The following is a 25,913-nucleotide window of genomic DNA, read 5'->3' as shown; positions in this document are numbered from 1 at the left end:
GGTTCCTGTCGAATGAGACCGATGAGGTGCTACGTGAGGTGTTGAGGGGAATCCTAGGCGCCCGGGCGGCGTGTCATCGAGTCAATCCGCGTTTGCCCTGGACAATGACACCCCTTTTGAGTGGCAAGGCGACGGAATGATTGTCACTCCTTCGACTGAACCTCCCTCAGAAGCACACATCCTGCGTTCTGACTACCCCTCCGACGCCTTGCCACCCGAACGAGTGGACCCTGCTGATGCGCCGGCCTTCACGCCCCCCGCGCCCTGGCCGCCCAATGCGGGCTTTCCGCCACCCGAAGGTGCCTCGAATGATTCCAACGCCTCAAGAACGTCCTGGACACGGGAGATCTCCGCCTGAATGTCCTCGCGCCTGCGCACCAGGACCTCCAGCTCACGACGGCCCTCGTCCACGATCCGCTCCGCCTCGGCCTGGGCCTCCGCGAGCACCTTCTCCGCCTGCCGGGAGAGCTCCGCCTTCTTCGTCTCGGCCTCCTTGAGCAGCGTCTCCGCCTTGCGCACCGCGGCGATGCGGACCTTGCTCGCCTCGCTGCTCGCGTCCGACACCAGCTCCTTGGCCTTCGCCTCCGCCTCGGCGCTCTGCTCGGTCGCCGCACGGACCAGCTTGTCCACGCGCTCGCCCGCCGACTTCATCTGCTCCGCCGACTCCCGGCGGGCCCGCTCGTGCAGCTCCTCGACCTCGGACTCCACGCGCGCACGCAGCTCCTCCGCGCGCTCCCTTATGGCGGAGGCGTCCGTGCGCGCACCGACCAGCAGCTCGTCGGCGTCCGTACGGGCCTTCTCCACCAGGGAGTTGCCCTCGACGGTCGCCTCCGAGGTGATCCGCGCGGCCTCCTTGCGCGCCGCGTCCACCATCGCGTCGGCCTGCTCCTCGGCCGCCGTCGTGGCGGCCAGCGCCTGCCGGGCCGCGTCGGAGGTCAGCTTGTCGGCCTCGGCCGCCGCCTCCGTGATCAGCCGGTCCACCTGCTCCGCGGCCTCGCGGCGGCGCTTGTTGGCCTCCTCGCGGGCTTCGTCCAGCGCCCGCTCGGACTCCTCGCGGGCCTCCGTACGGGTACGGTCCGCCTCGGTCGCGGCCTCCGCCTTGACCCGCTCCGCCTCGGAGCGGGTGCGCGTCGCGTGCTCCTGCGCCGAGGCCAGCGCCTCGGCCGCCTCCGCCCGCAGCCGCTCGGCCTCGGCGGCCGCCTCGCCGACCGTGCGCTCGTTGTCCTTGCGGGTCTGCTCGGTGAGCTTCTCCGACTCCGACACGGCTTCCGTGATGAGCCGGTCCGCCTGCTCGGCGGCGTCCGTGCGCAGCCGGTTGCCCTCCGCGCGCGCCTCGTCGAGGGTCTGTTCCGCCTCCCGCTCGGCGCTCGCCAGGGTCTCGTTCGCCGCGGCCGTGACGCGCTCCGCCTCCGCGGTGGCCTCGCCGATGATCCGGCCGCCCTCCGCGCGGGCCTCGTCCAGCGTCTGCGCCGCCTCGGCGCGCAGCCGGTCCGCCTCCGCCGCGGCCTCGCCGAGCGTCAGTTCGTTGGCCGCGCGGGTCTCCTCGATGAGGCGGTCGCCCTCCGCGCGGGAGTCGACCAGGATCCTGGCGGAATCCCGCTCGGCCGCGGCCAGCGTCGCCGCGGCCTGCGCCGTCAGCCGTTCCGCCTTCGCGGTGGCCTCGTCCAGGGTCTGCGCCGCCTCGGCGCGCAGGGCGTCCGCGGCGGCCTGGGCCTCGCCCACGGTCGCCTCGTTGGCCGCGCGGGTCTCCTCCGTGAGCCGCTCCGCCTCGGCGGCGGCCTCGGTGATGAGCCGGTCGGCCTGTTCGGCGGCCTCGGTGCGCAGGCGGTTGCCCTCGGCGCGGGCCTCGTCCAGGACGGCGTCGGCCTCGGCGCGGGTGGCGTCGGCCGCGGCCTGGGCCTCGCTCGCGGTCGCCTCGTTGGCCGCGCGGGTCTCCTCCGTGAGCCGCTCGGCCTCGGCGGCGGCCTCGGTGATGAGGCGGTCGGCCTGTTCGGCGGCCTCGGTGCGCAGGCGGTTGCCCTCGGCGCGGGCCTCGTCCAGGACGGACGCCGCCTCGGCGCGGGTCGCCTCGGCCGCCTGCTCGGCCTCCGCCGTGAGGCGCTCGGCCTCGGCGGCGGCCTCGGCGACCGTCAGTTCGTTGGCCGCACGGGTCTCCTCGGTGACCCGCGCCGCCTCCGCCGTCGCCTCGTCCGTGATCCGGGCGCCCTCGGCGCGGGAGGCCTCCAGGGACTCCGCCGCCTCGTTCCGGATGCGGTTGGCGTCGTCACGGGCGTCCTGCCGGGTCCGCGCCGCGTCGCGCTCGGACGCCGCCAGGGCGTCAGTCGCCTCCGTGCGGACCCGCTGGGCGTACTCGGCGGTGTCGGCGCGCAGCTGCTCGGCCTCGGCGATGGCGTCGCCGACCGTGCGCTCGGCCAGGGCCTTCGCCGCGTCCGTCTCGACCTTGGCCTCGTGGCGGATGCGGGCGGCGTCCTCGCCGGCCCGGTCCCGCTCGGCGTGGGCGTCGGCGCGGACCCGGTCCGCCTCCTGTTCCGCCTCCGCACGGGTGCGCTCCGCCGCGACCTCGGCCGCGCTGCGCAGCCCGGAGATCTCCTCCTCGGCCTGCTCGTGCAGCCCGGCCACGGAGTCGCGCACCTGCTGGGCGGTGGCCTCGGCCGCCGCGACCAGCTCCGCCGCGCGGGCCTCCGCCTCCTCGGTCAGCCGGGCCGCCTCGGCCTGCGCCTCCTCCGAGCGCTTGCGGGCCTGCGCCAGCAGCTCCTCGCTCTGCTCACGGGCCTGCGCCCGCTCGTTGCCCGCGTCCGTCCGGGCCGCCGACAGGGTCTCCTCGGCCTCGCGGCGCCGCCGGGCGGCCTCCTCCTGGGCGGCGGCCAGCGCCTCCGCGGCCTCCTGGGCGACCCGCTCGGCCGCCGCCTTCGCCTCGGCGCGCAGCCGGTCCGCGGTCTCCTGCGCCTCCGTGCGCACCCGCTCCGACTCGGCCTCCGCCTCGGCGCGCAGCCGCACGGAGACCAGCTCGGCCTCCGCCCGGACCCGGCCGGCGTCCTGCGCGGCCTCACCGCGCAGCTGCTCGGCCTCCGCCTCCGCCTGTCCCTGGAGGGTGCGGATCCGCTCCGCCGCCTCGGCGCGCAGCCGGTCGTTCTCCTCGGTGGTCTCCTTGCGGATGTTCTCCGCCGCCAGCCGGGACTCGCGCAGGGTCTGCTCGGCCGACGCCAGGCGCGCCTCGGCGTCCGTCTGGAGCCGGGCCAGCTCGGCGTCGGCCTCCGCCCGCTTGGCCGCCAGGGCCTGCTCGGTCTCCTCGCGCCGTGCCCGCACCGCCGCGTCCGCCTCGGCGGTGACCGCCTGGGCGTGCTCCTCGGCCTCGGCGCGCAGCCGCTCGGCCTCGGCGCGGGTGCGCTCCAGGGTCTCCTCGGCCTGCCGGCGCAGGGTGGTCGCCCGCTCCACGGCCTCGGCGCGGACCCGCTCGCTCTCGGCGGTGGCACCCGAACGCAGCTCGTCGGCGTCCGCCTTGGCCTTGCCCAGCAGCTCCTCGGCGGTCTTGGCCGCCTCCTCGATCTGCCCGACCGCCTCACGGCGGGCCTCGCCGCGGATCCGCTCGCCCTCGGCGACGGCCTCCGCGCGCAGCTGCTCGGCCTCGCCGCGCAGCCGCCGCGCCTCCTCCTGGAGTTCGACCGTACGGGCCCGGTACTCCTCGGTGTCGTCCTTCGCGGCGCCCTTGAGCTCCGCGGCCGCGTCCGCCGCCTGGGCGCGCAGCCGCTCCGCCTCGGCCTCCGCCTCGCGGCGGATCCGCTCGGCCTCCTCGGAGGCGGCGCGGGTGGTCGCCCGGGCGTCCTCCGAGGCCTTGTTCAGCACGTCCTCGGCGGTCCGGGCCGCCTTCGCCAGCTGCGCCGACATCTCCTCGGCGGCGGCCGTACGGGCCTGCTCGCCGGCCTCGGTGCGCAGCCGCTCCGCCTCCGCGCGGGCGTCGGCCAGCGCGTGCTCGGCCTCGGCCTTGAGGACCTCGGCCTCCTTGGTGGCCTCGCCGACCAGCCGGGCCACCTGCTCCTTGGCGGTGCGGGTGCGCTGCTCGTTGACGGACTCCGCCGAGGCGAGCTGCCGGGCGGCGCTCTCCTTGGCCTCCGCGAGCAGGGTCTCCGCCTCGGCCCGGGCCGCGCGCAGCGCCCCGTCGGCCTCCTGCACCCGCGCCTCGGCCACCCGGCCGAGGTCCATGGTCTGCTGCCGGGTCTGCTCGGCCTCGGCGGTGGTGGTGGTGCGCAGCCGCTCGGCGTGCTCGGTGGCCTCCTGGGCCTGCGCGGAGGCGGCGGCCAGCAGCCGCTCGGCCTCCTTGCGGGCGCGCAGCAGCGCGGCCTCGGCCTCGGCACGGGCGGCCTCGGCGTCGGCGGCGAGCCGGCGGCGGGCCTCCTCGGCGGTCCGGGCGGCCTCGGCGCGGGCGGCGTTCAGCGCCTGCTCGGCCTCGGCGCGGGACTCCTCCATGAGCCGGCGGGCCTGGGCCTCGGTCCGGGCGCGCAGCTGCTCGGCCCAGGCGACGTTCTCGTTGACGTGCGCCTCGACGGTCTGGCGGCGCTCGTTGAGCTCCTGGTCCAGGCGCTGGCGGCGGTTGACGGCCTCGGCGTGCAGCTCGGCCTGGAGGCGCGCCTGGTGCTCGGCGTGCTCCTGGAGGATGCGCTGGGTCTGCGCCCGGGCGTCGCGCAGTTCGCGCTCGGCGTCGGAGCGCATCTGGTCGGCCTGGATCTGGGCGTTGCGCAGCAGCTGCTCCGCCTGGTATCCCATGTCCGCGCCGTCGTAGGCGGGCCGGGAGGCGAGGGCGCGGCGCACCTCGTGCAGCTTGGCCCGCAGCACCTCGACCTGGTAGCCCAGGTCCTCGGCGTGCTGGACTGCCTTCCCGCGCTCCTTCCTCAGCCGTTCCATCTCGGCTTCGAGGCGCGTGAGATGGTCGGCTTCAGCCTGATGGCTCTCCTGGCTTTCGTAGCCGAGCACAGCGCGGTCCCGTCCGTCCCCTGGTCGCAAGCTCACCTTCAATTGAGCATCGCTCGCCCGCTGAACGACGCCCCCGGGGAAATGGTGTCAGAAACCGGGGCAGGGGTATCGGGCCCCGCCCCGTCTCCGACCGCACCCCGGCCGAGCCATGGCCACTCTACCGGCCGGGGAATGGGGGTATCAGTGGTCCGGGTTGCCGGTGACCAGTTCCGTGAGGACTCCGTGGCAGTCCTTGGGGTGCAGGAAGGTGATCCGGGAGCCCATGGAGCCGATGCGGGGCTCGTCGTAGAGGACGCGGACGCCCTTGCCGCGGATGGCCTCGGCGTCGCCGTCGACGTCCGCCGTGCCGAAGGCGATGTGGTGGACGCCCTCGCCGTTCTTGGCGAGCCACTTGCCCACCGCGGAGTCCTCGCGGGTGGGCTCCAGGAGCTGGAGGTACGAGGCACCTCCGTCGGAGGTCTCGTTGATCTTCAGCATGGCCTCGCGGACTCCCTGTTCCTCGTTGACCTCGGTGTGGAACACCTCGAAGCCGTACGTGGCACGGTAGAACTCGACGGTCTTGTCCAGGTCGAAGCAGGCGATCCCGATGTGGTCGATTCTTGTCAGCATGGGTCCAGTGCACCGCCGAGGAGGGTCGTCACGCAACGTGCCAGCGATCACACCGACTGCCCGGTGACGGCGCGGGTACTGCTCAGTACATTCAGGTAAACCCTCGTTCACTCCTCAGCTTCCCCGCTGAAAGGGGATTCGCCCTCATGTCCGGAACGAACAACAACACCACCGTGATCGTCGCCGGGGCCCGCACGCCCATGGGGCGGCTGCTCGGCTCGCTGAAGTCCTTCTCGGGCGCCGACCTCGGCGGCTTCGCCATCAAGTCCGCGCTGGAGCGGGCCGGGATCTCCGGCGACCAGGTCCAGTACGTGATCATGGGCCAGGTGCTCCAGGCCGGCGCGGGCCAGATCCCCGCCCGCCAGGCGGCCGTCAAGGCCGGCATCCCCATGAACGTGCCCGCGCTCACCATCAACAAGGTGTGCCTCTCGGGCCTCGACGCCATCGCCCTCGCCGACCAGCTCATCCGTGCGGGCGAGTTCGACATCGTGGTCGCCGGCGGCCAGGAGTCGATGACCAACGCCCCGCACCTGCTGCCGAAGTCCCGCGAGGGCTACAAGTACGGCGCGATCGAGATCCTGGACGCGATGGCCTACGACGGCCTGACCGACGCCTTCGAGAACATCGCGATGGGCGAGTCCACCGAGAAGCACAACACCCGTCTGGGCATCGAGCGCGCCCCGCAGGACGAGTTCGCCGCCGCCTCGCACCAGCGGGCCGCGGCCGCGCAGAAGAACGGCGTCTTCGAGGCCGAGATCACCCCGGTCGAGATCCCGCAGCGCAAGGGCGACCCGGTGATCTTCGCCGCGGACGAGGGCATCCGCCCGGAGACGACGGTGGAGTCGCTCGGCAAGCTGCGCCCGGCCTTCGCCAAGGACGGCACGATCACCGCCGGCACCTCCTCGCAGATCTCGGACGGCGCCGCCGCCGTGGTCGTGATGAGCAAGGCCAAGGCCGAGGAGCTGGGCCTGGACTGGATCGCCGAGATCGGCGCCCACGGCAACGTGGCCGGCCCGGACAACTCCCTCCAGTCGCAGCCCTCGAACGCGATCCTGCACGCCCTCAAGAAGGAGGGCCTGGAGGTCGCCGACCTGGACCTGATCGAGATCAACGAGGCCTTCGCGGCGGTCGCCGTGCAGTCAATGAAGGACCTCGGCGTGACCCCGGAAAAGGTGAACGTCAACGGTGGCGCCATTGCCCTGGGCCACCCGATCGGCATGTCCGGCGCCCGTGTGGTGCTCCACCTGGCGCTGGAGCTCAAGCGCCGGGGCGGCGGGGTCGGCGCGGCCGCGCTGTGCGGTGGCGGCGGCCAGGGCGACGCCCTCGTGATCCGCGTCCCGAAGGCGTAGGTGCTGCACTGATGGCGACGGTGGACGTCCCCGCGCTGGTGGCGCAGGCCCGGGAGGGCCGGCCGCGGGCGGTGGCCCGGCTGATCTCGCTGGTCGAGGGGGCGTCCCCGCACCTGCGCGAGGTCATGGCCGCCCTGGCCCCGCTCACGGGCGGCGCGTACGTGGTCGGGCTGACCGGCTCCCCGGGGGTCGGCAAGTCGACCTCGACCTCGGCCCTGGTCACGGCCTACCGCAAGGCCGGCAAGCGGGTCGGCGTGCTCGCGGTGGACCCGTCCTCGCCCTTCTCGGGCGGGGCCCTGCTCGGCGACCGGGTCCGGATGTCGGACCACGCCTCCGACCCGGGGGTCTACATCCGCTCCATGGCCACCCGGGGACACCTGGGCGGGCTCGCCTGGGCGGCGCCGCAGGCGATCCGGGTGCTGGACGCGGCCGGCTGCGACGTGATCCTGGTCGAGACGGTCGGCGTCGGGCAGTCGGAGGTGGAGATCGCCTCCCAGGCCGACACCTCGGTGGTGCTGCTGGCGCCCGGGATGGGCGACGGGATCCAGGCCGCGAAGGCGGGCATCCTGGAGATCGGCGACGTGTACGTGGTGAACAAGGCCGACCGGGACGGCGCGGACGCGACCGCCCGGGAGCTGAACCACATGCTGGGCCTGGGCGAGTCCCGGGGCCCCGGCGACTGGCGCCCGCCGATCGTCAAGACGGTCGCGGCGCGGTCCCAGGGCATCGACGAGCTGGTCGAGCAGCTGGAGAAGCACCGGGCGTGGATGGACGAGCGGGGGGTGCTCGCCGAGCGCCGTGCCGCGCGGGCCGCGCGCGAGGTGGAGACCATCGCGATCACCGCCCTGCGGAGCCGGCTGGCCGACCTGCACGGGGACGCGCACCTGGGGGCGCTGGCCGCCAGGGTCGCCGGGGGCGAGCTGGACCCCTACGCGGCTGCCGACGCGCTGCTGGAGAGCCTGACCGAGGGCTGAGCCCCGGGGGCGGGGCGGGGGCTCGCCCCGCCCCGACCGCCGGCGGCGCTCAGGAACTGTCGCTTCCGTCGTTGCCGTTGTCGTTCTCGTCGTTGTCGCCCGAGTCCGAGTGGGACGGGGTGACCTGGGCCGTCGTGGCGTTCACGTCGACGTTCGCGGTGGTGCCGTCGGTGGCCTTGATCTCGACGTGCCAGTACGGAGTGCGGCCGTTGTCGTCGTCGTCCCAGTCGAGCGAACGGACCTGGCCCGGGTGCGCGGCGAGTGCCGCCTTCATGGCCTGGGCGGCGGTGACCTTGGCGGCGATCAGCGCCTTGTACTCGCCGCTGTCCTGGTCGTGGTCCTGGTTGCGCTGGGTGACCGCTCCGCTCGCGGCGTTCACCTCCAGCTCGGCATGGCCCTTGCCGTCCTTGCCGATCACGTTCACGTGCCAGACCGAACCGTCCTGGTCGAGGGACTCGACGTAGCCCGGGTAGTGCTTCAGGGCCGCCGCCGCGGCCCCCTGGGCGTCGACGTCGGCGCGGGCGGCGGTGGCGGCGGGCACGGTTCTCGCCGCGTCGGCGGATGCCGCTGCCGCGGCCGCCACCGGGCCTCCCGCCACCAGTGCCACGGACACGGCCGCGGAGACATACAGGGTGCGCTTCATGGCTGGACCTCCTTGGGCCGGCCGGAGCGCATGCGGTTGCCCGGCGTTCGGCCGGCGATGAGCTGTACCGCCCATTCTCCGGCCGACCGCCGGGTACGGCGCCTTGAGCGCCGGGTTCAGATCTTGCCGCGCGTGCCCCGCAGGTGTTCCGCCACGGGGGTCAGCGAGGCGCGCAGGGCCTGGAGGGCCTCCGGGGGGAGCAGGTCGATGAAGTGCTCCCGGACGGACGCCACGTGGTGCGGGGCGACCTTGCGCATGGTTTCCATGCCCTCGTCGGTGAGGACGGCGTAGAGCCCCCGCCGGTCGGACTCGCAGTTGACCCGGCGCACCAGGCCCGCGGTCTCCATGCGGGTGATCTGGTGGGACAGCCGGCTCTTGGACTGCAGGGTGGCGGTGGCCAGGTCGCTCATGCGCATCCGGTGGTTCTCCGACTCCGAGAGGTTCACCAGGATCTCGTAGTCGTTGTTGGTGAGTCCGAAGGGCTGGAGATCCTTTTCCAGCTGGTGCATCAGCAGTCTGCTGACGTCCAGGTGGGTGCGCCAGGCGCACTGTTCGGCATCGGTGAGCCAGCGTGTGGCGGTCTCGGTCTCCATCGTCTCCATGAATGAACTCTACCTAAGAAGTTGAATTACGTACAAAAATCGGAAGATCTGCCCGGCGGGGGAGGTGTGGGTCCTCTCACAGCCCCAGCCGCCGCTGGAGGTCGCCGAGCTGCCCCGGCATCCGCGGCACCCCCAGCTGCCCCAGCGGACCCTGGCCGGCCCCGGGGACGCCCTGGGCCTCCGCACCGGCGCCCACCGCGCCGACCGACTGCTCCGCCATCAGCATCTCGCTCGACTGGAGCAGCACCGTGCCCGCCCCCACGAACTCGAACTGGTGCTCCTCGCCCGAGGCGCCGCCGATGCCCGTGAGCGCGCGCAGCCCGCCCATCACGCCGGACATGTAGCCGTGGTCGTAGTGGTGGCACGGGGAGGGGCAGTCCGCCCAGCCCACCAGCGCCTGCGGGTCCACCCGCAGCGGCGGCTCCATGAAGACCACCGGACCGTTGGACGCCGCCACGAACTTCCCGGTCCCGATCAGCGTCAGGAACCCCGGGACGATCGACTGCTTCAGCGCCAGCGAGGGCTGGTACGCCAGCAGGTTCCCCGACCGGATGGTCAGGTTCCCCTCGTCCAGGTCGTAGGAGTTCACGTCGAAGGCCCGGTCGGCCAGCAGCATCTTGCCCTGGCCCTCCGCCACCACCCAGTCGCTCGCGTGCAGCGGCGAGTGGAAGCTGGTGCGCAGCAGCCGGTCGAAGCGGCCGTTGCCGATGCCGTTGAACTCGATGCGCCCGTAGTACGAGATCATCTTGCCCTTCTGCAGGAACCACTGGTTCCCCTTGAGCTCCACGCAGAAGGTGTACTTGTTCACGTTGTCGTCGGAGGGCAGCGTGTACGGGTCGAAGACCGTCGGGCCGCCCGGCCCGCCGCTCACGGGGCCGAAGTTCACAGCTTCTCCTCCGAGGCCTGTACGTAGACGGCGCCCTGGCCGGACAGTTCCAGCTGGAACGCCTCGCCCGAGCCGCGCCCCACCATGTCGCGCCAGCCGAGGGCGGTGGAGAGCTTGTTCCTGACGTCCCCGTGGTGGGCCACGTACGCCTGCGGGTCGACGTGGACCGGCCGGTTCGGGGTGATGGGGAGCTCGATGACCCCGCCGTGGGCCATCACGGCGACCGCGCCGTGGCCCTTGAGGGTGGTGGTGAACAGGCCCTGCCCGGTCACCTGGCCGCGCACCATGCCCATGACGCCGCCCTGCGAGCCCATGAACATCGTGCCCTGCTGGAGGGTGCCGTCGAAGGCGAGCAGCCGGTCCGCCTCCACGTAGAGGGTGTCGCCCTGGAGGTTGATCACCTGGATGTGGTGGCCGCCGTGGCCGAACATCACCGTGCCGCTGCCCTCCACCTCCATCAGCGGGGTCTGCTCGTTCGCCACCCGGCGCCCGATCATCCCCATGACGCCGCCCTGGCCGCCGGTGATGCTCGGGGTGAAGGAGACCTCGCCGCGGTAGGCGAGCATCGCCCCGCGCTGGCTGTACATCTTCTGACCGGGGACCACCTGGGCCTCGACCATCTTCGAGTTGATCTCGCGGAACGGCATCAGATGTCACCCCCGATCGTGTTGCGCTCGCTGGGCTGCACGTAGACCAGGCCCTCGCCCTCGAAGCGGATCTGGAACGCCTCGCCCGAGCCCTCGCCGATCAGGGTCCGGAAGTTGATCCCCGACTGGAAGGACTGCTGGAGGTTGCCGGTGTGGGCGATGTACGCGCCCGGGTCCACCGAGAGCGGGTACTGGGCGCTGACGCGCAGCACCACCGCCGGGCCGTCGGACATGATCGCCGCCTGGCCGGAGCCCTCCACGGTCGTCGTGAAGAGCCCGTTGCCCGTACTGGCGCCGCGCAGGCCGGTGAAGGTCGTGCCGGTGCGCAGGGAGGAGTCGGTGCACAGCAGGTTGCTGGACTCGACGTAGAGCTTCTCCCCGCGCAGGTCGACCAGGTTGATCTCGCTCGCGCGGTCCGCGAAGTAGCAGGTGCCGTGCCCCTGTACCTCCATCACGGTCATCTGCTCGCCGGTGAGCCGGCGCGTCACCATCCCGCGGAGGCCTTCGCCGCCGCCCGTCATCTTCTTGAAGGCCATCTGCCCGTCGTACGCGACCATGGAGCCGTTCTTCGCTTTCACGGCGTCCCCGGTCAGCTCGACGGCCAGCACCTTGCTGCCTTGGAGTCGGAACTGAGCCACGGGGATGACGGTATCGGCACCGGGCGGCACCGAACAGGGTCCGGAGGTCGATATACGCCACATTCGCCGGGCTTGGGGCTTCCGGCCCCCCGCCCGAAGATCCCCGGGAGCGGCTGAGACACTGGGACGGACCCCCGGTCCCCGGCCCCGAAGGTTCCACGTGGACATCAAGACCGCCTCCGCCCTGCACCGGCTGCGCCTCATCTCCGTCCCGGAGGCGCTGTCGTTCCCGGCCCTGCTGATCTTCGGCTCCCTGCTGAGCCGGATCTCGGACATCGACTACCTGATGATGCCGCTGGGCATCCTGCACGGAATCCTGTTCGTCATCTACGCGGTCTTCCTGCTGGACGTGTGGAACAAGGCCAAGTGGCCGCTGAAGAAGGTCGCCCTCTTCTTCCTGCTCGCCCTGCTGCCCTTCGGCGGCCTGTACGGCGACCGGGTGCTCAAGCGGGACGAGGCCGACTCCGTCGTCGCCGCCCGCGCGCGTGAGGCGGCCCGGGCGTGATCGTCGCGTTCTCGGTGACCCCGCTGGGGGTGGGTGAGGAGGTCGGCGAGTACGTCGCCGACGCGGTCCGCGTGGTGCGCGAGTCGGGGCTGCCGAACCGCACGGACGCGATGTTCACGACCGTGGAGGGCGAGTGGGACGAGGTGATGGACGTGGTCCGCCGCGCGGTCGCCGTGGTGGAGGAGCGGGCCCCCCGGGTCTCCTTCATCCTCAAGGCCGACATCCGCCCCGGCGTCACCGACGGGATCACCTCGAAGGTCGAAACGGTCGAACGCCACCTCGCCCGGGGCTGAGCCCCGGGCGCTGCCCGACCCGCCCGCACGGCGCGAACGTGTCACACGGCATGGACGTGCACATCGGGCGGCTGAAGCACTGATAGATACGCGGTGATGTCCTCCGGATCACTGGTGAAGATCACCGCGCTGCCGTGCTTGGCGGCGGCCAGGGCCACGCAGGCGTCAACGGCGTCCGGCCGCTTCTTCGGGGGCAGTTCGGCCTCCCCGAGGGCGGTACCGATTCTGCGCCAGTCCGTGAGGTCGAAGCCCATCGCGCAGGAGATGCACTCCGGACGGCCGGCCTTCGTCTCGCGCATCGGTGGGGCCGAAGTCCTTGCCTGTGGCACGGAACAGTCCTTGAGCGTCGTGGCCAGCGCATGTACCAGCGCCGGGTTGGGACGCCACACTTGAGCCAGCACCGGCCCGAGGACAAGGGCCCGGTGCGGGGTCTCCTTCAGGGCTTCGTGCAGGTGAACCGCCTTGGCCTTGCGATCGGCGAGAGCGATGAGCATCCCGGTGTCGTAGACGGGCACCCTCCCCGCGCTCACGCGGCCTTTCCGGAACGCGCACCGGGCCGATCTGCCCCGTAGACGAGATCGAGGGCCGCCTCGACCTCCTGCCGCTCCTGCTCGGTCAGTGCCCCGAGAGCCGTGTCGTCCTGCGACGCGCCCGCAGCCTCGGCTTCAGCCGCAGCGATCAAGGCGTCCACGCCCGCGAACTGCGCCTCTATGGTTTCGGTCTCCGCCATCTGCCGCGTCGCGGCGTGTACGAGGTAGGCGGAGACGTCCAAGCCGGCTCGCTCGGCATGCCGCCTGATGCGCTCGGCCTGGTCCTGCTCAAGGCTGATGCTGATCCTGGTTTTGGCCACAGTCAAAGTGTATGACGCGTATTACGCTCCGCCAAGCCTGGCTCACCCCGTGGTGTCCGGGTGGAAACAGGGCGCCCCCCGCCCGTCGCGGCGTACCCGGGCGCACCCAGTGTGACCGGGCTCACGCTTGAGCGATCGCTCAAACCCGCCTAAGGTCCCGTTTGAGCGATCGCTCAACACGAGGCGCCGGGGGGCGAACCCCCGCCCGCCGACCACCCTGGAGCCGTCGTGACGTCCATCTTCCGCGCCCACATGGGCGCCGACTTCGACCGCCTGCACCCCGAGCTCCAGCGCCGGTTCTCGGTCGGGCTGGAGAGCGGGCAGGGCTGCGTCGGCCACGGGACCATGGAGCGGATCTGGCACGGCCGCGGCTTCGTGAAGCCCTTCCTGCGGCTCGGCGGGACCCGCAACATCCTGGTGCCGCGCGAGGGGCGCGACGTCCCGTTCGTCATCGAGAACATGCCCTACGCCGACTCGTACGGGCGCGAGACCGTCACCTTCGTCCGGACCTTCCGGCTGCCGGGCGGTCCGCGCCGGTTCGACGCCACGATGATCCACAGCCCCGAGCGCGGCTCCATCCTCGACTACCTGGGCACCCACCAGCACCTCGCCAGCGACCTGCACATGAGCGCCGAGCCCGACGGCTCCCTGCTCATCCGCTCCGGCGAGCACCGCTTCCGCGAGGGCCGCCTGGACGTCCGGGTGCCCGCCCCGATCGGCGGGGACGCCGAGGTGCGCGAGTCCTTCGACGAGACCACCGGCCGGTTCCGGATCCGCGTCCGGGTGGCCAACCGGTACGTCGGGCCGCTCTTCGGCTACGAGGGCAGCTTCACCGCCCGGTACGTGGACGTCCGCACCCATGGGGTCCGCGGCGGCCTGCGGCCCGTCCGCGAAGAGGCCCGGGCATGAGCGCGGCCACCAAGCAGAAGCTCCTCGAAGGGGCCCTGCGCACCCTCGTCGAGCAGGGCGTCGCCAAGACCTCCGCCCGGAACATCGCCGCCACCGCCGGGGTCGCGCAGGGGCTGGTCTTCTACCACTTCGGCTCCGTCGACGAACTCCTCGGCGAGGCCTGCCGGTACGGGGCCGCGCAGCGGGTGGCGCGCTACCGCGAGCGGCTCGCCGCGCTGGGCAGTCTGGCGGAACTGCTGGAGTTCGCCCGCGCGATGCACGCCGAGGAACGGGCCGGCGGTTACGTCGCCGTGCTCGGCCAGCTGCTGGCGGCCGCGCAGTCCTCGCCGGCCCTCGCCGCCGCCACCGCCGACGGGCTCGGCCTGTGGATCGCGGAACTGGAGGCGGTCCTCACCCGGCTGCTCGCGGCGACCCCGCTGGCCGGCTTCGCCGACCCGGCGGGCCTGGCCCGCGCCACGGCCGCCTCCTTCGTCGGCATGGAGCTGTACGAGGGGGTCGACCCCGACGGGGCCGGCCGCGCCCTGGACGCCCTGGAACAGCTGGCCGCCCTGGCCTCGGTCCTGGAGGGCCTCGGCCCCCTGGGCCACCGCGCCGTCCGCCACGGCCTCCGCCGGGGCACGCGCGGCTGAGGCGGGGACGTCAGGTGGACGGGGTGCCCGAGGACAGGGCTATGGCCAGCGGGGTGCGCTCGTAGTGGACCTGGTGGCCGTGGCGGGACGGGATCAGCAGGCCCGCCTCCGTCAGGATCCGCAGGTGGGCCGAGACCGTGGAGGGGGCCAGGCCCAGCCGGTGGGCCAGCGCCGTGGTGGACGCCGGCTCCTCCAGCGCGCACAGCACGTCGGCCCGGGCCCGGCCCAGCAGCCGGGCCAGCGCGGCCGGGGTGTCCTGGCGCACCGGGGTCCACAGGGCGCCGATGCCCCGGGCCGCGTACACCACGGTCGGCTGCCAGGGCGGGTCGAAGCCGCCCGCGATCTGCGGCCAGACGAAGGCGCTCGGCATCAGCAGCAGGCCCTGGCCGCCCAGGACGCGCTCGTGGTGGGTGGGCGAGGGGCGGGTGATGGTCAGGGTGAGGGACGCGGAGTCCCAGGACAGGTCCGGGTGCAGCCCGTCGAACAGGGCCTCCAGCCCGCCGGCGGCGAGCCGGCGCGAATGGAAGAGGACGTCCGCCTCCAGCAGGGCCCGCAGCCGCGGCCAGTGCGGCTCGACCAGGGCCGTCCAGGCCCGCTCCAGCAGGTCGGCCAGCTCCCGTACGGACCGGGCCGGGTCCGCGAGCAGGTGGCGGCCCAGCTCGCTGTCGAGCGCGCCCGGGGTGCAGGCGAGGGAGCGGCGCATGTCCTCGCGGGCCTCGTCCGGGTCCGCCGCGCGGACCAGCGCCAGCTCCTCCGCGAAGGAGACGCCGGGTCCGGCCGGCGGCGGGCTGACGAAGTCCGTGCTGTGCCCGCGCCGGGGCATCAGCAGCCACAGCGGCCGCAGGTCCAGCCCGGCGGCCGCCGCGCGGATCCCGCGCAGCCAGGGCAGGTGGTAGCCCTGCCGGTCGGGCCGCTTGAGGGTGCGGACCGCCTCCTGGGTCTCCCACAGGGGCGACAGCGCGAACCGGCAGCGCAGCAGGTCCTCGTGCCCGAAGTGGTGGAGCAGTCCCATGGCCGGCCGCCTCCCTCCGTGCGGTGCGGTACGTTGCCGCCTTCCGCGAGGACTCTGCCCCAACATTCGCCCCCACGCGAATCACTACGCGGCCGGCCCCGGCCCCGGGAGGCTGCGTCCATGCCCACCGACCCCGAAACCCCCGCCGGCCCCGTACCCCGGACCACCCCGCACGGCCCCGCCCCCGGACCCCCGGGCCCTGTCGCGCGGGCCGGTTCCGGCGGCGCGGCCCCCGGGTACCGGGAGGTGTTCCGGGTCCCCGAGTTCCCCGCCGTCTTCGCCGCGCACCTGATGTCCGTCCTCGGCGTCGTCGTCGCCGAGATCTCCCTCACCGTCCTCGTCTACCGAGCCACCGGCTCCCCGCTGATGAGCGCGCTCACCTTCGCCCTCGGCTTCCTCCCCTACGCCTTCGGCGGCACCCTGCTCGCCGGGATCGCCGACCGCCACCCCGCCCGGCGCGTGCTCACCGCCTGCGACCTGATCTGCGCCGCCTGCGCGGCGGCCATGGTCTGGCCGGGCACGCCCGTCGCGGGGATCCTCGTCCTGCGCTGCGCCATGGCCTTCGTCGCGCCGCTGTTCCAGGGCGCCCGCAGCGCCTCCCTCGCCGACATCCTCGGCTCCGGCGAGGCCTTCGTCCTCGGCCGTTCGCTGCTGCGGATGGTCGCGCAGAGCGCCCAGCTCACCGGCTTCGGCCTCGGCGGCCTGCTGCTGACGGTCGTCTCCCCGCGCGGAGCCATCGCCCTCACCGCCGCCGGGTTCCTGGCCTCCGCCCTGCTGCTGCGCCTGGGCACCCGGCCCCGGCCCGCCCGCGCCGGGGCCGCCCGGCACTCCGCGCTCGGCGGGCTGCGCGCCGTGTTCGGCAACCGCAGGCTGCGCGCCCTGACCCTGCTGTGCTGGATCCCGTCCGCCTTCACCGTCGTGCCGGAGGCCCTGCTCACCCCCTACGCCGAGGGCATCGGCGCCGGGACCGTCACCCTCGGGATCCTGATGTGCGCCCTTCCCGTGGGCACCATCGCGGGTGAACTCTGGGCCGGTTCCGCCCTCAGCGCCCGCACCCGCGCGCGGATCACCACCCCGCTGGCCGCCGTCTGCCTGCTGCCCTTCCTCCTGTACGCGCTGCGCCCCGGCCCGGTGGCCGTCGCGGCGGCGCTGGTCCTCGCCGGGCTGGCGCACGCCCACGCCCTGGGCGTCGACCGGATGTACGTGGACGCCGTCCCCGACGAACTGCGCGGCCGGGCGATGACCCTGCTGAGCACCGGGGTGATGACCCTCCAGGGGGTGGGCATGGCCCTGGCCGGAGCCGCCGCCGAGGTCTTCCCGCCGCACGCCGTCGTCGCCGGGGCGGCCGTGCTCGGTACCCCGGTGATCCTCGTCCTGCTGGCGGAGCTGCGCGCCACCGGGGCCCCGCGGGGTGGGCCGAAGCATGAGACGGGCGGCGCCGGAAATGGACCGACCGGTAGGGTCTGGTGGATGCCGAAGCCGCTCAGCCTCCCCTTCGATCCCATCGCCCGTGCCGACGAACTGTGGCGCCAGCGCTGGGGACCTGTGCCGTCCATGGCCGCGATCACCTCGATCATGCGCGCGCACCAGATCCTCCTCGGCGAGGTCGACGCGGTGGTCAAGCCGTACGGGCTGACCTTCGCCCGGTACGAGGCGCTCGTGCTGCTCACGTTCTCCCAGGCCGGGGAGCTGCCGATGTCGAAGATCGGCGAGCGCCTGATGGTCCACCCGACCTCGGTGACGAACACCGTGGACCGGCTCGTGCGGTCCGGGCTGGTGGCCAAGCGGCCCAACCCGCAGGACGGGCGCGGCACGCTCGCTTCGATTACGGAGAAGGGCCGCGAGGTCGTCGAGGCGGCGACCAAGGACCTGATGGCGGTCGACTTCGGCCTCGGCGCCTACGACGCCGAGGAGTGCGCGGAGATCTTCGCCCTGCTAAGGCCGCTGCGGGTGGCCGCCGCCGACTTCGAGGAGAGCTGACGGCCGGGGTGCGTCAAGATCGAGCAAATCGGGCGGTTACGCTCGACGGCATGAAACGAAGCGTGCTGACCCGCTACCGCGTCATGGCCTACGTGACCGCGGTCATGCTCCTGATCCTCTGTGCCTGCATGGTGGCGAAGTACGGCTTCGACACCGGCGCCGACCTGACCCTCGCGGTCTCCCAGGTCCACGGCGTGCTCTTCATGATCTACCTGGTCTTCGCCTTCGACCTCGGCTCCAAGGCCAAGTGGCCCTTCGGCAAGCTGCTGTGGGTCCTGGCGTCGGGCACGATCCCGCTGGCGGCCTTCTTCGTCGAGCGCGGCGTGCGCGCCGAGGTGGAGCCGCTGGTCGAGGACGCCCCGGTGACCGTCGGCGCGTAGCGGCGTCGCGGCCCGCTCGCGCGGGCCTGTAGCAAGGCTGGAAATCACACCCCCGGCGGAGACTCCCCGGGGGTTTGCCATCGACATTTACTAGGACGTCCTAGTAAATTCGAAGGTATGGACGCTGACGCCATCGAGGAGGGCCGCCGCCGCTGGCAGGCCCGTTATGACAAGGCCCGCAAGCGGGACGCGGACTTCACCACGCTCTCCGGCGATGAGGTCGATCCCGTCTACGGCCCCCGGCCCGGAGACGCCTACGAGGGCTTCGAGCGCATCGGCTGGCCGGGGGAGTACCCCTACACCCGCGGCCTGCACGCCACCGGCTACCGCGGCCGGACCTGGACCATCCGGCAGTTCGCCGGCTTCGGCAACGCCGAGCAGACCAACGAGCGCTACAAGATGATCCTGGCCGCCGGCGGCGGCGGGCTCTCGGTGGCCTTCGACATGCCCACCCTGATGGGCCGCGACTCCGACGACCCGCGCGCCCTCGGCGAGGTCGGGCACTGCGGCGTCGCCATCGACTCCGCCGCCGACATGGAGGTCCTCTTCAAGGACATCCCGCTCGGCGACGTGACCACCTCGATGACGATCTCCGGCCCGGCCGTCCCCGCCTTCTGCATGTACCTCGTCGCCGCCGAGCGCCAGGGCGTCGACCCGTCCGTGCTCAACGGCACCCTCCAGACGGACATCTTCAAGGAGTACATCGCCCAGAAGGAGTGGCTCTTCGAACCCGAGCCCCACCTGCGCCTCATCGGCGACCTGATCGAGTACTGCGCGAACGGCATCCCCGCCTACAAGCCGCTGTCCGTCTCCGGCTACCACATCCGCGAGGCCGGGGCCACGGCCGCGCAGGAGCTCGCCTACACCCTCGCCGACGGTTTCGGCTACGTGGAACTCGGCCTTTCCCGCGGCCTGGACGTCGACCACTTCGCGCCCGGCCTCTCCTTCTTCTTCGACGCCCACCTCGACTTCTTCGAGGAGATCGCCAAGTTCCGCGCCGCCCGCCGGATCTGGGCCCGCTGGATGAAGGAGGTGTACGGCGCGAAGAACGAGAAGTCGATGTGGCTGCGCTTCCACACGCAGACCGCCGGCGTCTCCCTGACGGCCCAGCAGCCCTACAACAACGTGGTGCGCACCGCCGTCGAGGCCCTCGCGGCCGTCCTCGGCGGCACCAACTCCCTGCACACCAACGCCCTCGACGAGACCCTCGCCCTCCCCAGCGAGCAGGCCGCCGAGATCGCGCTGCGCACGCAGCAGGTGCTGATGGAGGAGACCGGCGTCGCCAACGTCGCCGACCCGCTGGGCGGCTCCTGGTACGTCGAGCAGCTCACCGACCGCATCGAGGCCGACGCCGAGAAGATCTTCGACCAGATCAAGGAGCGCGGCCTGCGCGCCCACCCGGACGGGCAGCACCCGATCGGCCCCATCACCTCGGGCATCCTGCGGGGCATCGAGGACGGCTGGTTCACCGGCGAGATCGCCGAGTCGGCCTTCCAGTACCAGCGCGCCCTGGAGAAGGGCGACAAGCGCGTCGTCGGCGTCAACGTCCACCACGGCTCCGTCACCGGCGACCTGGAGATCCTCCGCGTCAGCCACGAGGTGGAGCGCGAGCAGGTGCGGGTGCTCGCCGCCCGCAAGGAGCGCCGCGACGACACCAAGGTGACGGCCGCCCTGAAGGCCATGCTCGACGCCGCCCGCGACGGCTCGAACATGATCCCGGCCATGCTGGACGCCGTACGGGCCGAGGCCACGATGGGCGAGATCTGCAACGTCCTGCGCGACGAGTGGGGCACCTACACCGAGCCCCCGGGCTTCTAGGCCCCCGGCACGGCGGAGGGCCGGCCGCGCGGATCCCCCGGGGAACCCGCGCGGCCGGCCCTCCGCCGTGTCCGCCGCCTCAGGCGCGGGCGGTCAGGCCGTGCATCAGCAGCATGGTGAAGGCCGCAACCCACCCCTCGTCCACGGGTTCGGAGCTCACCAGCGCCCGGTGCACCACCGTGCCCGCGATCACGTCGAAGATCAGGTCCGTGGTGTGCCCCGCCAGTACCTGGTCCTCCTCGTACGGGAGTTCCCCGCGGGCCTGCGCCCGTTCGCGACCCAGTACGACGAGACGTTTCTGCCGGTCCACGATCGCCGACCGGATCCGGTCCCGCAGCGCCTCGTCCCGGGTGGACTCCGCGACCACCGCCATCAGGGCCGTCCGGGCCTCCGGGCGCCGCAGCAGCTCCGCGAACTGCAGGACCACGTACTCGATGTCCGCCTCCAGCGAGCCCCGGTCCGGCAGCTCCAGGGCGTCGAACAGTTCCGCCACCGCGTCCACGACCAGCTCGTTCTTGCCCGCCCAGCGCCGGTAGAGGGTGGTCTTCGCGACGCCGGCCCGGGCCGAGACGTCCCCCATCGTCAGCTTCGACCAGCCCAGCTCCACCAGTGCGTCCCGCGTCGCCGCGAGGATCGCCGCGTCCGCAGCCGCGCTGCGGGGGCGGCCCGTGCGGCCGGGCGAGGGGGTGGTGCGGTGGCAGGGGTTGCGCATGGCCGAGACCATACCCGCCAGTAGCGGAACCGTCGGGGGCCCCGGAGGTGTGGTTCAGATCACGGGGCGTCCGGCGCCCGGGGGAGTTACGCTACGGCTCGTAGCGTAAGAGCGGCAACCACGCGAAGAGCTACCGGCGCCAGGTGGGGACCCGGCGCCACACCAGTGGGGCGAACGTCGGAAACGACGTTTCGCACGGGATCTTCCGGGATCCTTTTCGTCGGCGCGCGCACACGGGGGAGGATGTACGCATGCAGCCCAGAAACATGTCCATGAGCGGCGTCGTCGACCTCGCCGCGGTGAAGGCGGCCGGCGAAGCCAAGGCGAAGGCCGAGCAGGCCCGTGCGGAGGCGGCCCGCCAGACCGGCGGAGGCGCGCCCGGCGGCGCGGTCCCGCCGTCCGCCCTCGTCATCGACGTCGACGAGGCCGGCTTCGAGAGCGACGTCCTCCAGCTGTCCAACGAGGTCCCGGTCGTCCTGGACTTCTGGGCCGAGTGGTGCGAGCCGTGCAAGCAGCTCGGCCCGCTCCTGGAGCGGCTGACCGTCGAGGCCAACGGCCGCCTCCTCCTGGCGAAGATCGACGTCGACGCCAACCAGATGCTGATGCAGCAGTTCGGCATCCAGGGCATCCCGGCCGTGTTCGCCGTGGTCGCCGGCCAGGTGCTGCCGCTGTTCCAGGGCGCGGCCCCCGAGCAGCAGATCCGCGAGACCCTGGCCCAGCTGGTCCAGGTCGCCGAGGAGCGCTTCGGCATCCTCGGCATCCAGGTGGACCCCGACGCCACGGGCGCCCCGGCGGCCCCGGCCCCCGTGCCGGCCGGCCCGTACGACGCGCTGCTGCAGGCGGCGGTCGACGCGCTGGACGCGGGCGACCTGGGCGGCGCCGTGCAGGCGTACAAGAACGTGCTCGCGGACGACCCGGCCAACACCGAGGCCAAGCTGGGCCTGGCCCAGGCCGAGCTGCTCTCCCGGGTGCAGCACATGGACCCGCAGGCGGTGCGCACCACCGCCGCCGAGAACCCGCGCGACCCGGCCGCCCAGATGGCCGCGGCCGACCTGGACCTGGCCGGCGGCCACGTGGCGGACGCCTTCTCCCGCCTGGTGGACACCGTGCGGGTGACGGCGGGTGACGACCGGGACTCCGTACGGGTGCGGCTGCTGGAGCTGTTCGAGGTCATCGGCGCCGACGACCCCCGGGTGACCGCGGCCCGCACGGCGCTGGCGCGCGTGCTGTTCTAGGGCGCCGCCCGTTCTGGAGCCCGGCCCGGCTGCGGCTGGAGCGGGATCCGCCGGGTGACCGGCGATTTGTTGACACGGAGATAAACAGCGGCCGCACTTTGCCAAAACTTGGTAATCGCGGCCGCTGTTACTCGTAGTAAACGGAGCCCCGTGTTCTGTCCGGTTGGTTCCTTCTTTGACCCTTCTGTCGTGGCCCAGGGTGACACCCTGTGTGGCCGCTGTGTGGCGTAGGGCGGCACCCCGGTTACCCAGCCGTTACCCGCGAGTAACGACCCCCCTTGTGCCCCGGCCTGGAATGGACCAGCATCGGCGACGCTCGGTCCTTCCCGCAGCCCCGCTCATCAGGCGGCGGCCGCGGTGGAGGGTCCCCACCGGGTGGGCCGGTGGCACGCACACCGGCCGTGGACAGGGGGGTCTCTGCCACACCGGCAGGGCCTGTCCTCCAGGTTGCGCGAACGCGTGGCCCAGTGGTTGTCGCTCGGGGGTGATCGCCGGTGTATCGGACGCGGCTGCGCCGCGCCTCGGCCGCCTGCGCTCCTTCCCGAGGACGTAGCACTTCTCCCATCCCAGGCCGGGCTCAGCTCGGACCGGAGATGTACGTCCGAGAAGGAGGAACGAAATGAGTTCTCAGGTTCGTGGCGGGACCAGATGGAAGCGCTTCGCGCTCGTCATGGTGCCGTCCATCGCGGCCACGGCCGCGGTCGGTGTGGGTCTGGCGCAGGGTGCCCTCGCGGCCTCGTTCAGCGTCTCCGGCCAGGACTTCAAGGTGTCGGCCGACCAGCTCGTCGGTGACAACCTGATCCAGTACGGCAGCGTTGCGGAGGGTGCGACCCTCGGCAGCAAGGACATCAGCAAGCACCCGGTGACGATCTCCGGCTTCAGCCGCGCCGAGATCACCAACATGTGCCAGTCGCTGGTCACCCCGGTGCCGGGCCTCGGCGCCATCACCCTCCAGCTGCACACCGGCAACAAGGGCAAGCCGGCCGTCGCCGAGAACATCTACCTCGACGTCGCCGAGCTGGACGCGGACGCCAAGTTCGACCAGCTCGACATCGGTGTCGCGGTCGGCGACGGCAGCCACGTCACCAAGCCGGTCCCCGGCACGGTGGCGGACGGCGGCCTGTTCTCGCAGCGCGCCAAGAAGGCCACGCTCACCAACGTGCGCCAGAAGGCGTGGGCGACGACGGCGGGTACCTTCACGCTGCCCGACCTCAAGCTGCGTCTGCTCAGCGGCAACCAGCCGTGCTACCAGGACGAGAAGTAGGCCTCGTCCCGGACGTGTGACTGACCGGTCGGGCGTGCGGCGGCGGCAGCCGCCAGGCGCCCGTCCGGGCTCCACAGAGTTCTCCGTACCACCGTTTCCAGGGAGCTGTTGTCCATGAACCCCCAGGCCCCGGTTCACGCCGCAGACGATCACTGGCTCACCGTCGCGCACTACCGCTTCCGGGCCTGGCGGGGCGAGCGCCCCTTCTGGGCCGGCCTGTTCACGCTCCTCGGCGGGGTCCCGATCGTCTACTTCCCGTTCGCGGACATCCGGCTGGGCAACGTCACCCTCGCGATGGTGACGACGAGCGGCTCCGCCTCGCTGATCATCGGCATCCTGCTGATCACCCTGGGCCTGGCCCTGTGGTTCCAGAAGGGCATCCGCGTCTTCGCGGGCGTCGCCGCGATCCTGCTGGCCCTCGTGTCGATCCCGCTGTCCAACCTCGGCGGCTTCTTCATCGGCTTCCTCACCTCCATGGTCGGCGGCTGCCTCGCGCTGGCCTGGGCGCCGGGCGTCCCGGTGGAGGAGGAGCCCGAGGAGGACGGAGCCGCCGGGGCGGCGCCCGTGGACGCCTTCCAGGGCATCCCGGCACCCCGCGGGACGGAAACGCCGTACCTGACCGAGAAGACTGCCCACGCCGATGGCGGGAGGAACAGTGCGGGGTGACGAGACGCAGCGGGGCGTGGCCCCAGGCGCAGAGTCCCGTGAGAGAAAGGGCCGCCACGCGGCGCCCAGGAAGTCGCTGCTGAACAAGCTCCAGATACCCGTCGGCAAGACGATGGCGCTCGCGGCGATGCCGACGGCCGTGCTCGTCGGGATGGGCATGGCGCCCAAGCTGGCCCTGGCGGACGACAAGGAGATCCCCTTCGCGCCCGGCCCGTGCGTGACGCGCTCCGACGAGCCCTCCGCGTCGGCCTCGCCGTCCCCGTCCGGCTCCCCGTCCGCGTCGCCCTCGCCGGGTACGTCGCCGGGCGCGAGCCCCGCACCGGACACGAGCAAGGAGCCCAAGCCCGGTGCGAGCCCCGCGGCGACCCCGCCGGCGAAGCGGCCCGAGGCCCCCAAGGCGCCGCAGCAGCAGACCCCGCCGGCCAAGCCGTCCGCGAGCGCCTCCCCGTCCCCCGCGGCGACGAAGGCGACGAACCCGCTCGACCCGCTGGGTGTCGGGGACGCCCTCAAGGGACTCGTCGACGGCCTCGGCAAGCCCCTCCAGGGCGCGCAGAAGCCGGCGCCCGCCCCCAGCACGCCGAGCGCTCCGAAGACCCCCGCCCCCGACCCGACGGCGGACGCGATCCGGGACGCCGCCAAGAAGGCCGGCGCCACGGTCGAGGAGCTGCCGCAGGCCGTCAAGGACACCGTCAAGACCCCCAAGGACGAGACGGGCAAGACGGCCGCCGACGCGGACGGCACGGACGCGGACAAGGCGGACGCCGCCTCGCCCTCCCCCTCCGCCTCCACCACGGCGGACCCGGACGGCAAGCAGCCCTTCCCCTGCCCGACCTTCGACGCCAAGGCCCTGGCCGACGCGAAGCTGGAGCAGGGCATCCCGCTCCTGCCCGACGAGCCCTGGTACCTGGACAGCTCCCTGCTGACCCTCTACGGCCTGGACTACGAGGGCATCGTCGAGGTGAAGACGGCGGGCGGGCACATCAAGAAGGTCCTGAAGTTCACGGCGGACTCGCTGGACATCAAGGACCTGTACCAGACGGTCGGCAAGACGGGGAACGTCGCCCACCTGAAGTCGCGCCCGGGCTCCACGTCCAAGATCCGCGACGGCAAGGTCACGATGTACACGGAGAGCCTCAAGGGCAACCTCTTCGGGCTCATCCCGATCGAGTTCACCCCGAACAGCCCGCCGCCCCTGAACGTCCCCTTCGCGTTCTTCACCAACGTCAAGGTCGTCCAGGCCGGCCAGTTCGGCGGCAACCTCACGGTCCCGGGCCTGCACAACTACATCGGCCCCCCGGAGGGGTGACCCCCGAAAAACGCGGCGACCCTTGACTGGACAAGTCCAGTCAAGGGTCGCCGCTCTCTACGCTTCGATCTCCTTATCGGGTGCGCAGTGGGGCAGAATGTCGCTGTCCAGGCCGTAGATCTCGAAGAGGTCGATCAGGGCTTCGGTTGCTGCCTCGAGACCACCTTCGCGCATGATGATCAAGTCTGGGATCCGAAGGTAGAGGCCATGGGCACTTTCTCCGGTCTGCAGCCGGCGGCGCATGATCTCTTCCAGCCTGCGATGGGTCATCAGGCTTGCTGTCCGCCTGGAGCCATCGGGCGCTGTGACGACTGCGTCCACGTCCTCCACCGAGTCGGCGGTGTCGTCGATTCCCAGGGTGTAGGTGACGGAGAACCCCCTGGTCTGCACTACTACGAACGGGTCGTCAGCCATAGAGCTTCCCCAGCTCGGCGATCACGTTGCTTTCCAAGGCTTTGTCTGCCTTTCCGACGATTTCCCAGCCGTCGCCGACCTGCCGGAAGAAGAGTCTGGCACCTGCATCGCCGCGCAGGTAGCGGATCCCGCCTGGTAGGCCCTTGGTCCCCCTGCCAGGATTGTCGTTCCCAGCTATGAGCTTGTTAATCAGGACGTTCATCTCCTTCTGGACCGCTTGGTTCTGCGTGGACTTCTCGGCGAGCTTGGCAAGGCGTGTTCCCTTCCCGAGTGCCGAGGTGACGCAAAACTTGGGCTTTGCGCCCGCCTGTACCGCAGCAGGAGAGAGTCTGGTCGAGCTCTTTGCGGCCGCGCCTTGTACCACGTCTGCGATCGGTGCCAGGCAGGCAGCGACGGTCTGGCCAGCCTTGAGGGTGTCGAGGAGTTTGCGCAGCCGTTCGAGAGTGGACCGGGCTCGTTCCAGACTATCGAGGAAGGCGTTGACGCCCTTGCCAACCTTATAGATCACCTTGGCGACGGCCGGGATCTTGGGTCTGCCGCACGATCGGGTGACATCTGAACTGGCTTGCCCTGTGGGGCAGGTGGGAAGGATGTCGCTGTGCCCAAGCCCTATCCGGAAGAGTT

General features: G+C 72.3%; 25 protein-coding genes and 2 pseudogenes. 14 read left to right on the top strand and 13 right to left on the bottom strand.

Annotated elements, in window-relative coordinates; translation table 11 throughout:
• Positions 1-192: 192 nt before the first annotated feature.
• Both scy and mce read right to left on the bottom strand, forming a co-directional pair.
• On the bottom strand, positions 193-4,968 hold the full coding sequence (gene scy / locus ACFY0O_RS27400; RefSeq protein WP_388951313.1) for a polarized growth protein Scy: 4,776 nt from the start codon (positions 4,966-4,968) through the stop codon (positions 193-195).
• Between the two features lie 180 nt (positions 4,969-5,148).
• Positions 5,149-5,577 (bottom strand): methylmalonyl-CoA epimerase, encoded by a 429-nt coding sequence (gene mce, locus ACFY0O_RS27395; RefSeq protein ID WP_358892353.1) that lies wholly within the window; start codon positions 5,575-5,577, stop codon positions 5,149-5,151.
• 146 nt (positions 5,578-5,723) lie between these two features.
• Between mce and ACFY0O_RS27390 the strand changes: the two genes are divergently transcribed.
• Complete coding sequence (locus ACFY0O_RS27390) at positions 5,724-6,926, top strand: acetyl-CoA C-acetyltransferase (RefSeq protein ID WP_388951311.1); 1,203 nt, start codon at positions 5,724-5,726, stop codon at positions 6,924-6,926.
• 11 nt (positions 6,927-6,937) lie between these two features.
• Positions 6,938-7,900, top strand: coding sequence for a methylmalonyl Co-A mutase-associated GTPase MeaB (meaB, locus tag ACFY0O_RS27385; protein WP_388951309.1), 963 nt, complete (start codon positions 6,938-6,940; stop codon positions 7,898-7,900).
• 49 nt (positions 7,901-7,949) lie between these two features.
• On the opposite strand, the gene ACFY0O_RS27380 is transcribed toward meaB, so the two are convergent.
• From ACFY0O_RS27380 to ACFY0O_RS27360, 5 genes are all read right to left on the bottom strand, one after another.
• Positions 7,950-8,543, bottom strand: a complete 594-nt coding sequence (locus ACFY0O_RS27380; protein ID WP_388951307.1) for a PepSY domain-containing protein — start codon at positions 8,541-8,543, stop codon at positions 7,950-7,952.
• A 116-nt stretch (positions 8,544-8,659) separates the two neighbouring features.
• A complete protein-coding gene (locus ACFY0O_RS27375; protein ID WP_388951653.1) occupies positions 8,660-9,136 on the bottom strand; it encodes a MarR family winged helix-turn-helix transcriptional regulator in 477 nt (158 codons plus the stop codon).
• Between the two features lie 85 nt (positions 9,137-9,221).
• Positions 9,222-10,016, bottom strand: a complete 795-nt coding sequence (locus ACFY0O_RS27370; protein WP_358892451.1) for an AIM24 family protein — start codon at positions 10,014-10,016, stop codon at positions 9,222-9,224.
• Between the two features lie 11 nt (positions 10,017-10,027).
• On the bottom strand, positions 10,028-10,678 hold the full coding sequence (locus tag ACFY0O_RS27365; RefSeq protein WP_079429815.1) for an AIM24 family protein: 651 nt from the start codon (positions 10,676-10,678) through the stop codon (positions 10,028-10,030).
• Positions 10,678-11,316, bottom strand: a complete 639-nt coding sequence (locus ACFY0O_RS27360) for an AIM24 family protein (protein ID WP_388951304.1) — start codon at positions 11,314-11,316, stop codon at positions 10,678-10,680. The genes ACFY0O_RS27365 and ACFY0O_RS27360 overlap by 1 nt, the downstream gene beginning before the upstream one ends.
• 160 nt (positions 11,317-11,476) lie before the next feature.
• On the opposite strand from ACFY0O_RS27360, the gene ACFY0O_RS27355 reads away from it, so the two are divergent.
• Both ACFY0O_RS27355 and ACFY0O_RS27350 read left to right on the top strand, forming a co-directional pair.
• Positions 11,477-11,821, top strand: a complete 345-nt coding sequence (locus ACFY0O_RS27355; RefSeq protein WP_358892348.1) for a DUF3817 domain-containing protein — start codon at positions 11,477-11,479, stop codon at positions 11,819-11,821.
• Entirely contained in the window at positions 11,818-12,114 is a 297-nt protein-coding gene (locus tag ACFY0O_RS27350) for an MTH1187 family thiamine-binding protein (protein ID WP_388951302.1), read from the top strand. Before ACFY0O_RS27355 ends, ACFY0O_RS27350 begins: the two co-directional genes overlap by 4 nt.
• 41 nt (positions 12,115-12,155) lie before the next feature.
• On the opposite strand, the gene ACFY0O_RS27345 is transcribed toward ACFY0O_RS27350, so the two are convergent.
• On the bottom strand, positions 12,156-12,629 hold the full coding sequence (locus tag ACFY0O_RS27345; RefSeq protein WP_388951299.1) for a hypothetical protein: 474 nt from the start codon (positions 12,627-12,629) through the stop codon (positions 12,156-12,158).
• An 11-nt stretch (positions 12,630-12,640) separates the two neighbouring features.
• Positions 12,641-12,964 carry a ribbon-helix-helix protein, CopG family gene (locus tag ACFY0O_RS27340; RefSeq protein WP_388951297.1) on the bottom strand — a complete coding sequence of 108 codons (324 nt, stop codon included), beginning with the start codon at positions 12,962-12,964 and terminating at the stop codon, positions 12,641-12,643.
• Positions 12,965-13,192: 228 nt separating this feature from the next.
• Between ACFY0O_RS27340 and ACFY0O_RS27335 the strand changes: the two genes are divergently transcribed.
• Positions 13,193-13,873 carry a DUF4166 domain-containing protein gene (locus ACFY0O_RS27335; RefSeq protein WP_388951294.1) on the top strand — a complete coding sequence of 227 codons (681 nt, stop codon included), beginning with the start codon at positions 13,193-13,195 and terminating at the stop codon, positions 13,871-13,873.
• Positions 13,870-14,502 (top strand): TetR/AcrR family transcriptional regulator, encoded by a 633-nt coding sequence (locus ACFY0O_RS27330; protein WP_388951292.1) that lies wholly within the window; start codon positions 13,870-13,872, stop codon positions 14,500-14,502. The genes ACFY0O_RS27335 and ACFY0O_RS27330 overlap by 4 nt, the downstream gene beginning before the upstream one ends.
• 10 nt (positions 14,503-14,512) lie before the next feature.
• Here the strand turns inward: ACFY0O_RS27330 and ACFY0O_RS27325 are convergent, their stop codons facing one another.
• Positions 14,513-15,514 (bottom strand): DUF5937 family protein, encoded by a 1,002-nt coding sequence (locus ACFY0O_RS27325; RefSeq protein WP_388951290.1) that lies wholly within the window; start codon positions 15,512-15,514, stop codon positions 14,513-14,515.
• A gap of 120 nt (positions 15,515-15,634) precedes the next feature.
• On the opposite strand from ACFY0O_RS27325, the pseudogene ACFY0O_RS27320 reads away from it, so the two are divergent.
• The 4 genes and pseudogenes from ACFY0O_RS27320 to ACFY0O_RS27305 form a co-directional block, all read left to right on the top strand.
• Positions 15,635-16,942 (top strand): annotated as a pseudogene (locus ACFY0O_RS27320) (MFS transporter); the annotation flags it as partial.
• Between the two features lie 42 nt (positions 16,943-16,984).
• Positions 16,985-17,494 (top strand): MarR family winged helix-turn-helix transcriptional regulator, encoded by a 510-nt coding sequence (locus tag ACFY0O_RS27315; RefSeq protein WP_388951650.1) that lies wholly within the window; start codon positions 16,985-16,987, stop codon positions 17,492-17,494.
• 50 nt (positions 17,495-17,544) lie between these two features.
• Positions 17,545-17,874, top strand: coding sequence for a DUF3817 domain-containing protein (locus tag ACFY0O_RS27310; RefSeq protein WP_358892343.1), 330 nt, complete (start codon positions 17,545-17,547; stop codon positions 17,872-17,874).
• A gap of 117 nt (positions 17,875-17,991) precedes the next feature.
• Complete coding sequence (locus tag ACFY0O_RS27305; protein WP_388951287.1) at positions 17,992-19,692, top strand: methylmalonyl-CoA mutase; 1,701 nt, start codon at positions 17,992-17,994, stop codon at positions 19,690-19,692.
• A 79-nt stretch (positions 19,693-19,771) separates the two neighbouring features.
• Here ACFY0O_RS27305 and ACFY0O_RS27300 read toward each other — a convergent pair whose 3' ends face one another.
• Positions 19,772-20,404 (bottom strand): TetR/AcrR family transcriptional regulator, encoded by a 633-nt coding sequence (locus ACFY0O_RS27300; protein ID WP_388951285.1) that lies wholly within the window; start codon positions 20,402-20,404, stop codon positions 19,772-19,774.
• Between the two features lie 251 nt (positions 20,405-20,655).
• On the opposite strand from ACFY0O_RS27300, the gene ACFY0O_RS27295 reads away from it, so the two are divergent.
• The 4 genes from ACFY0O_RS27295 to ACFY0O_RS27280 all read left to right on the top strand — a co-directional run bounded on the left by ACFY0O_RS27295 (position 20,656) and on the right by ACFY0O_RS27280 (position 24,875).
• On the top strand, positions 20,656-21,639 hold the full coding sequence (locus ACFY0O_RS27295; protein ID WP_388951282.1) for a tetratricopeptide repeat protein: 984 nt from the start codon (positions 20,656-20,658) through the stop codon (positions 21,637-21,639).
• 619 nt (positions 21,640-22,258) lie between these two features.
• The gene (locus tag ACFY0O_RS27290; RefSeq protein ID WP_042810711.1) at positions 22,259-22,903 is read left to right on the top strand and encodes a DUF6230 family protein; all 645 of its coding nucleotides are present in this window, start codon (positions 22,259-22,261) and stop codon (positions 22,901-22,903) included.
• Between the two features lie 114 nt (positions 22,904-23,017).
• Complete coding sequence (locus tag ACFY0O_RS27285; RefSeq protein WP_388951280.1) at positions 23,018-23,569, top strand: DUF6114 domain-containing protein; 552 nt, start codon at positions 23,018-23,020, stop codon at positions 23,567-23,569.
• Entirely contained in the window at positions 23,559-24,875 is a 1,317-nt protein-coding gene (locus ACFY0O_RS27280) for a hypothetical protein (RefSeq protein WP_388951647.1), read from the top strand. Before ACFY0O_RS27285 ends, ACFY0O_RS27280 begins: the two co-directional genes overlap by 11 nt.
• Before the next feature lie 57 nt (positions 24,876-24,932).
• Here the strand turns inward: ACFY0O_RS27280 and ACFY0O_RS27275 are convergent, their stop codons facing one another.
• Complete coding sequence (locus ACFY0O_RS27275; protein ID WP_388951277.1) at positions 24,933-25,289, bottom strand: hypothetical protein; 357 nt, start codon at positions 25,287-25,289, stop codon at positions 24,933-24,935.
• Positions 25,282-25,913, bottom strand: a pseudogene (locus ACFY0O_RS27270) (hypothetical protein); the annotation flags it as partial. The gene ACFY0O_RS27275 and the pseudogene ACFY0O_RS27270, both read right to left, overlap by 8 nt.

Origin of the sequence: Streptomyces sp. NPDC001594 (genome assembly GCF_042893675.1) — a bacterium.
Lineage (GTDB): Bacteria > Actinomycetota > Actinomycetes > Streptomycetales > Streptomycetaceae > Streptomyces.
Note: the sequence above shows the minus strand (reverse complement) of the source record. Positions and strands in the feature narration are given on the sequence as shown.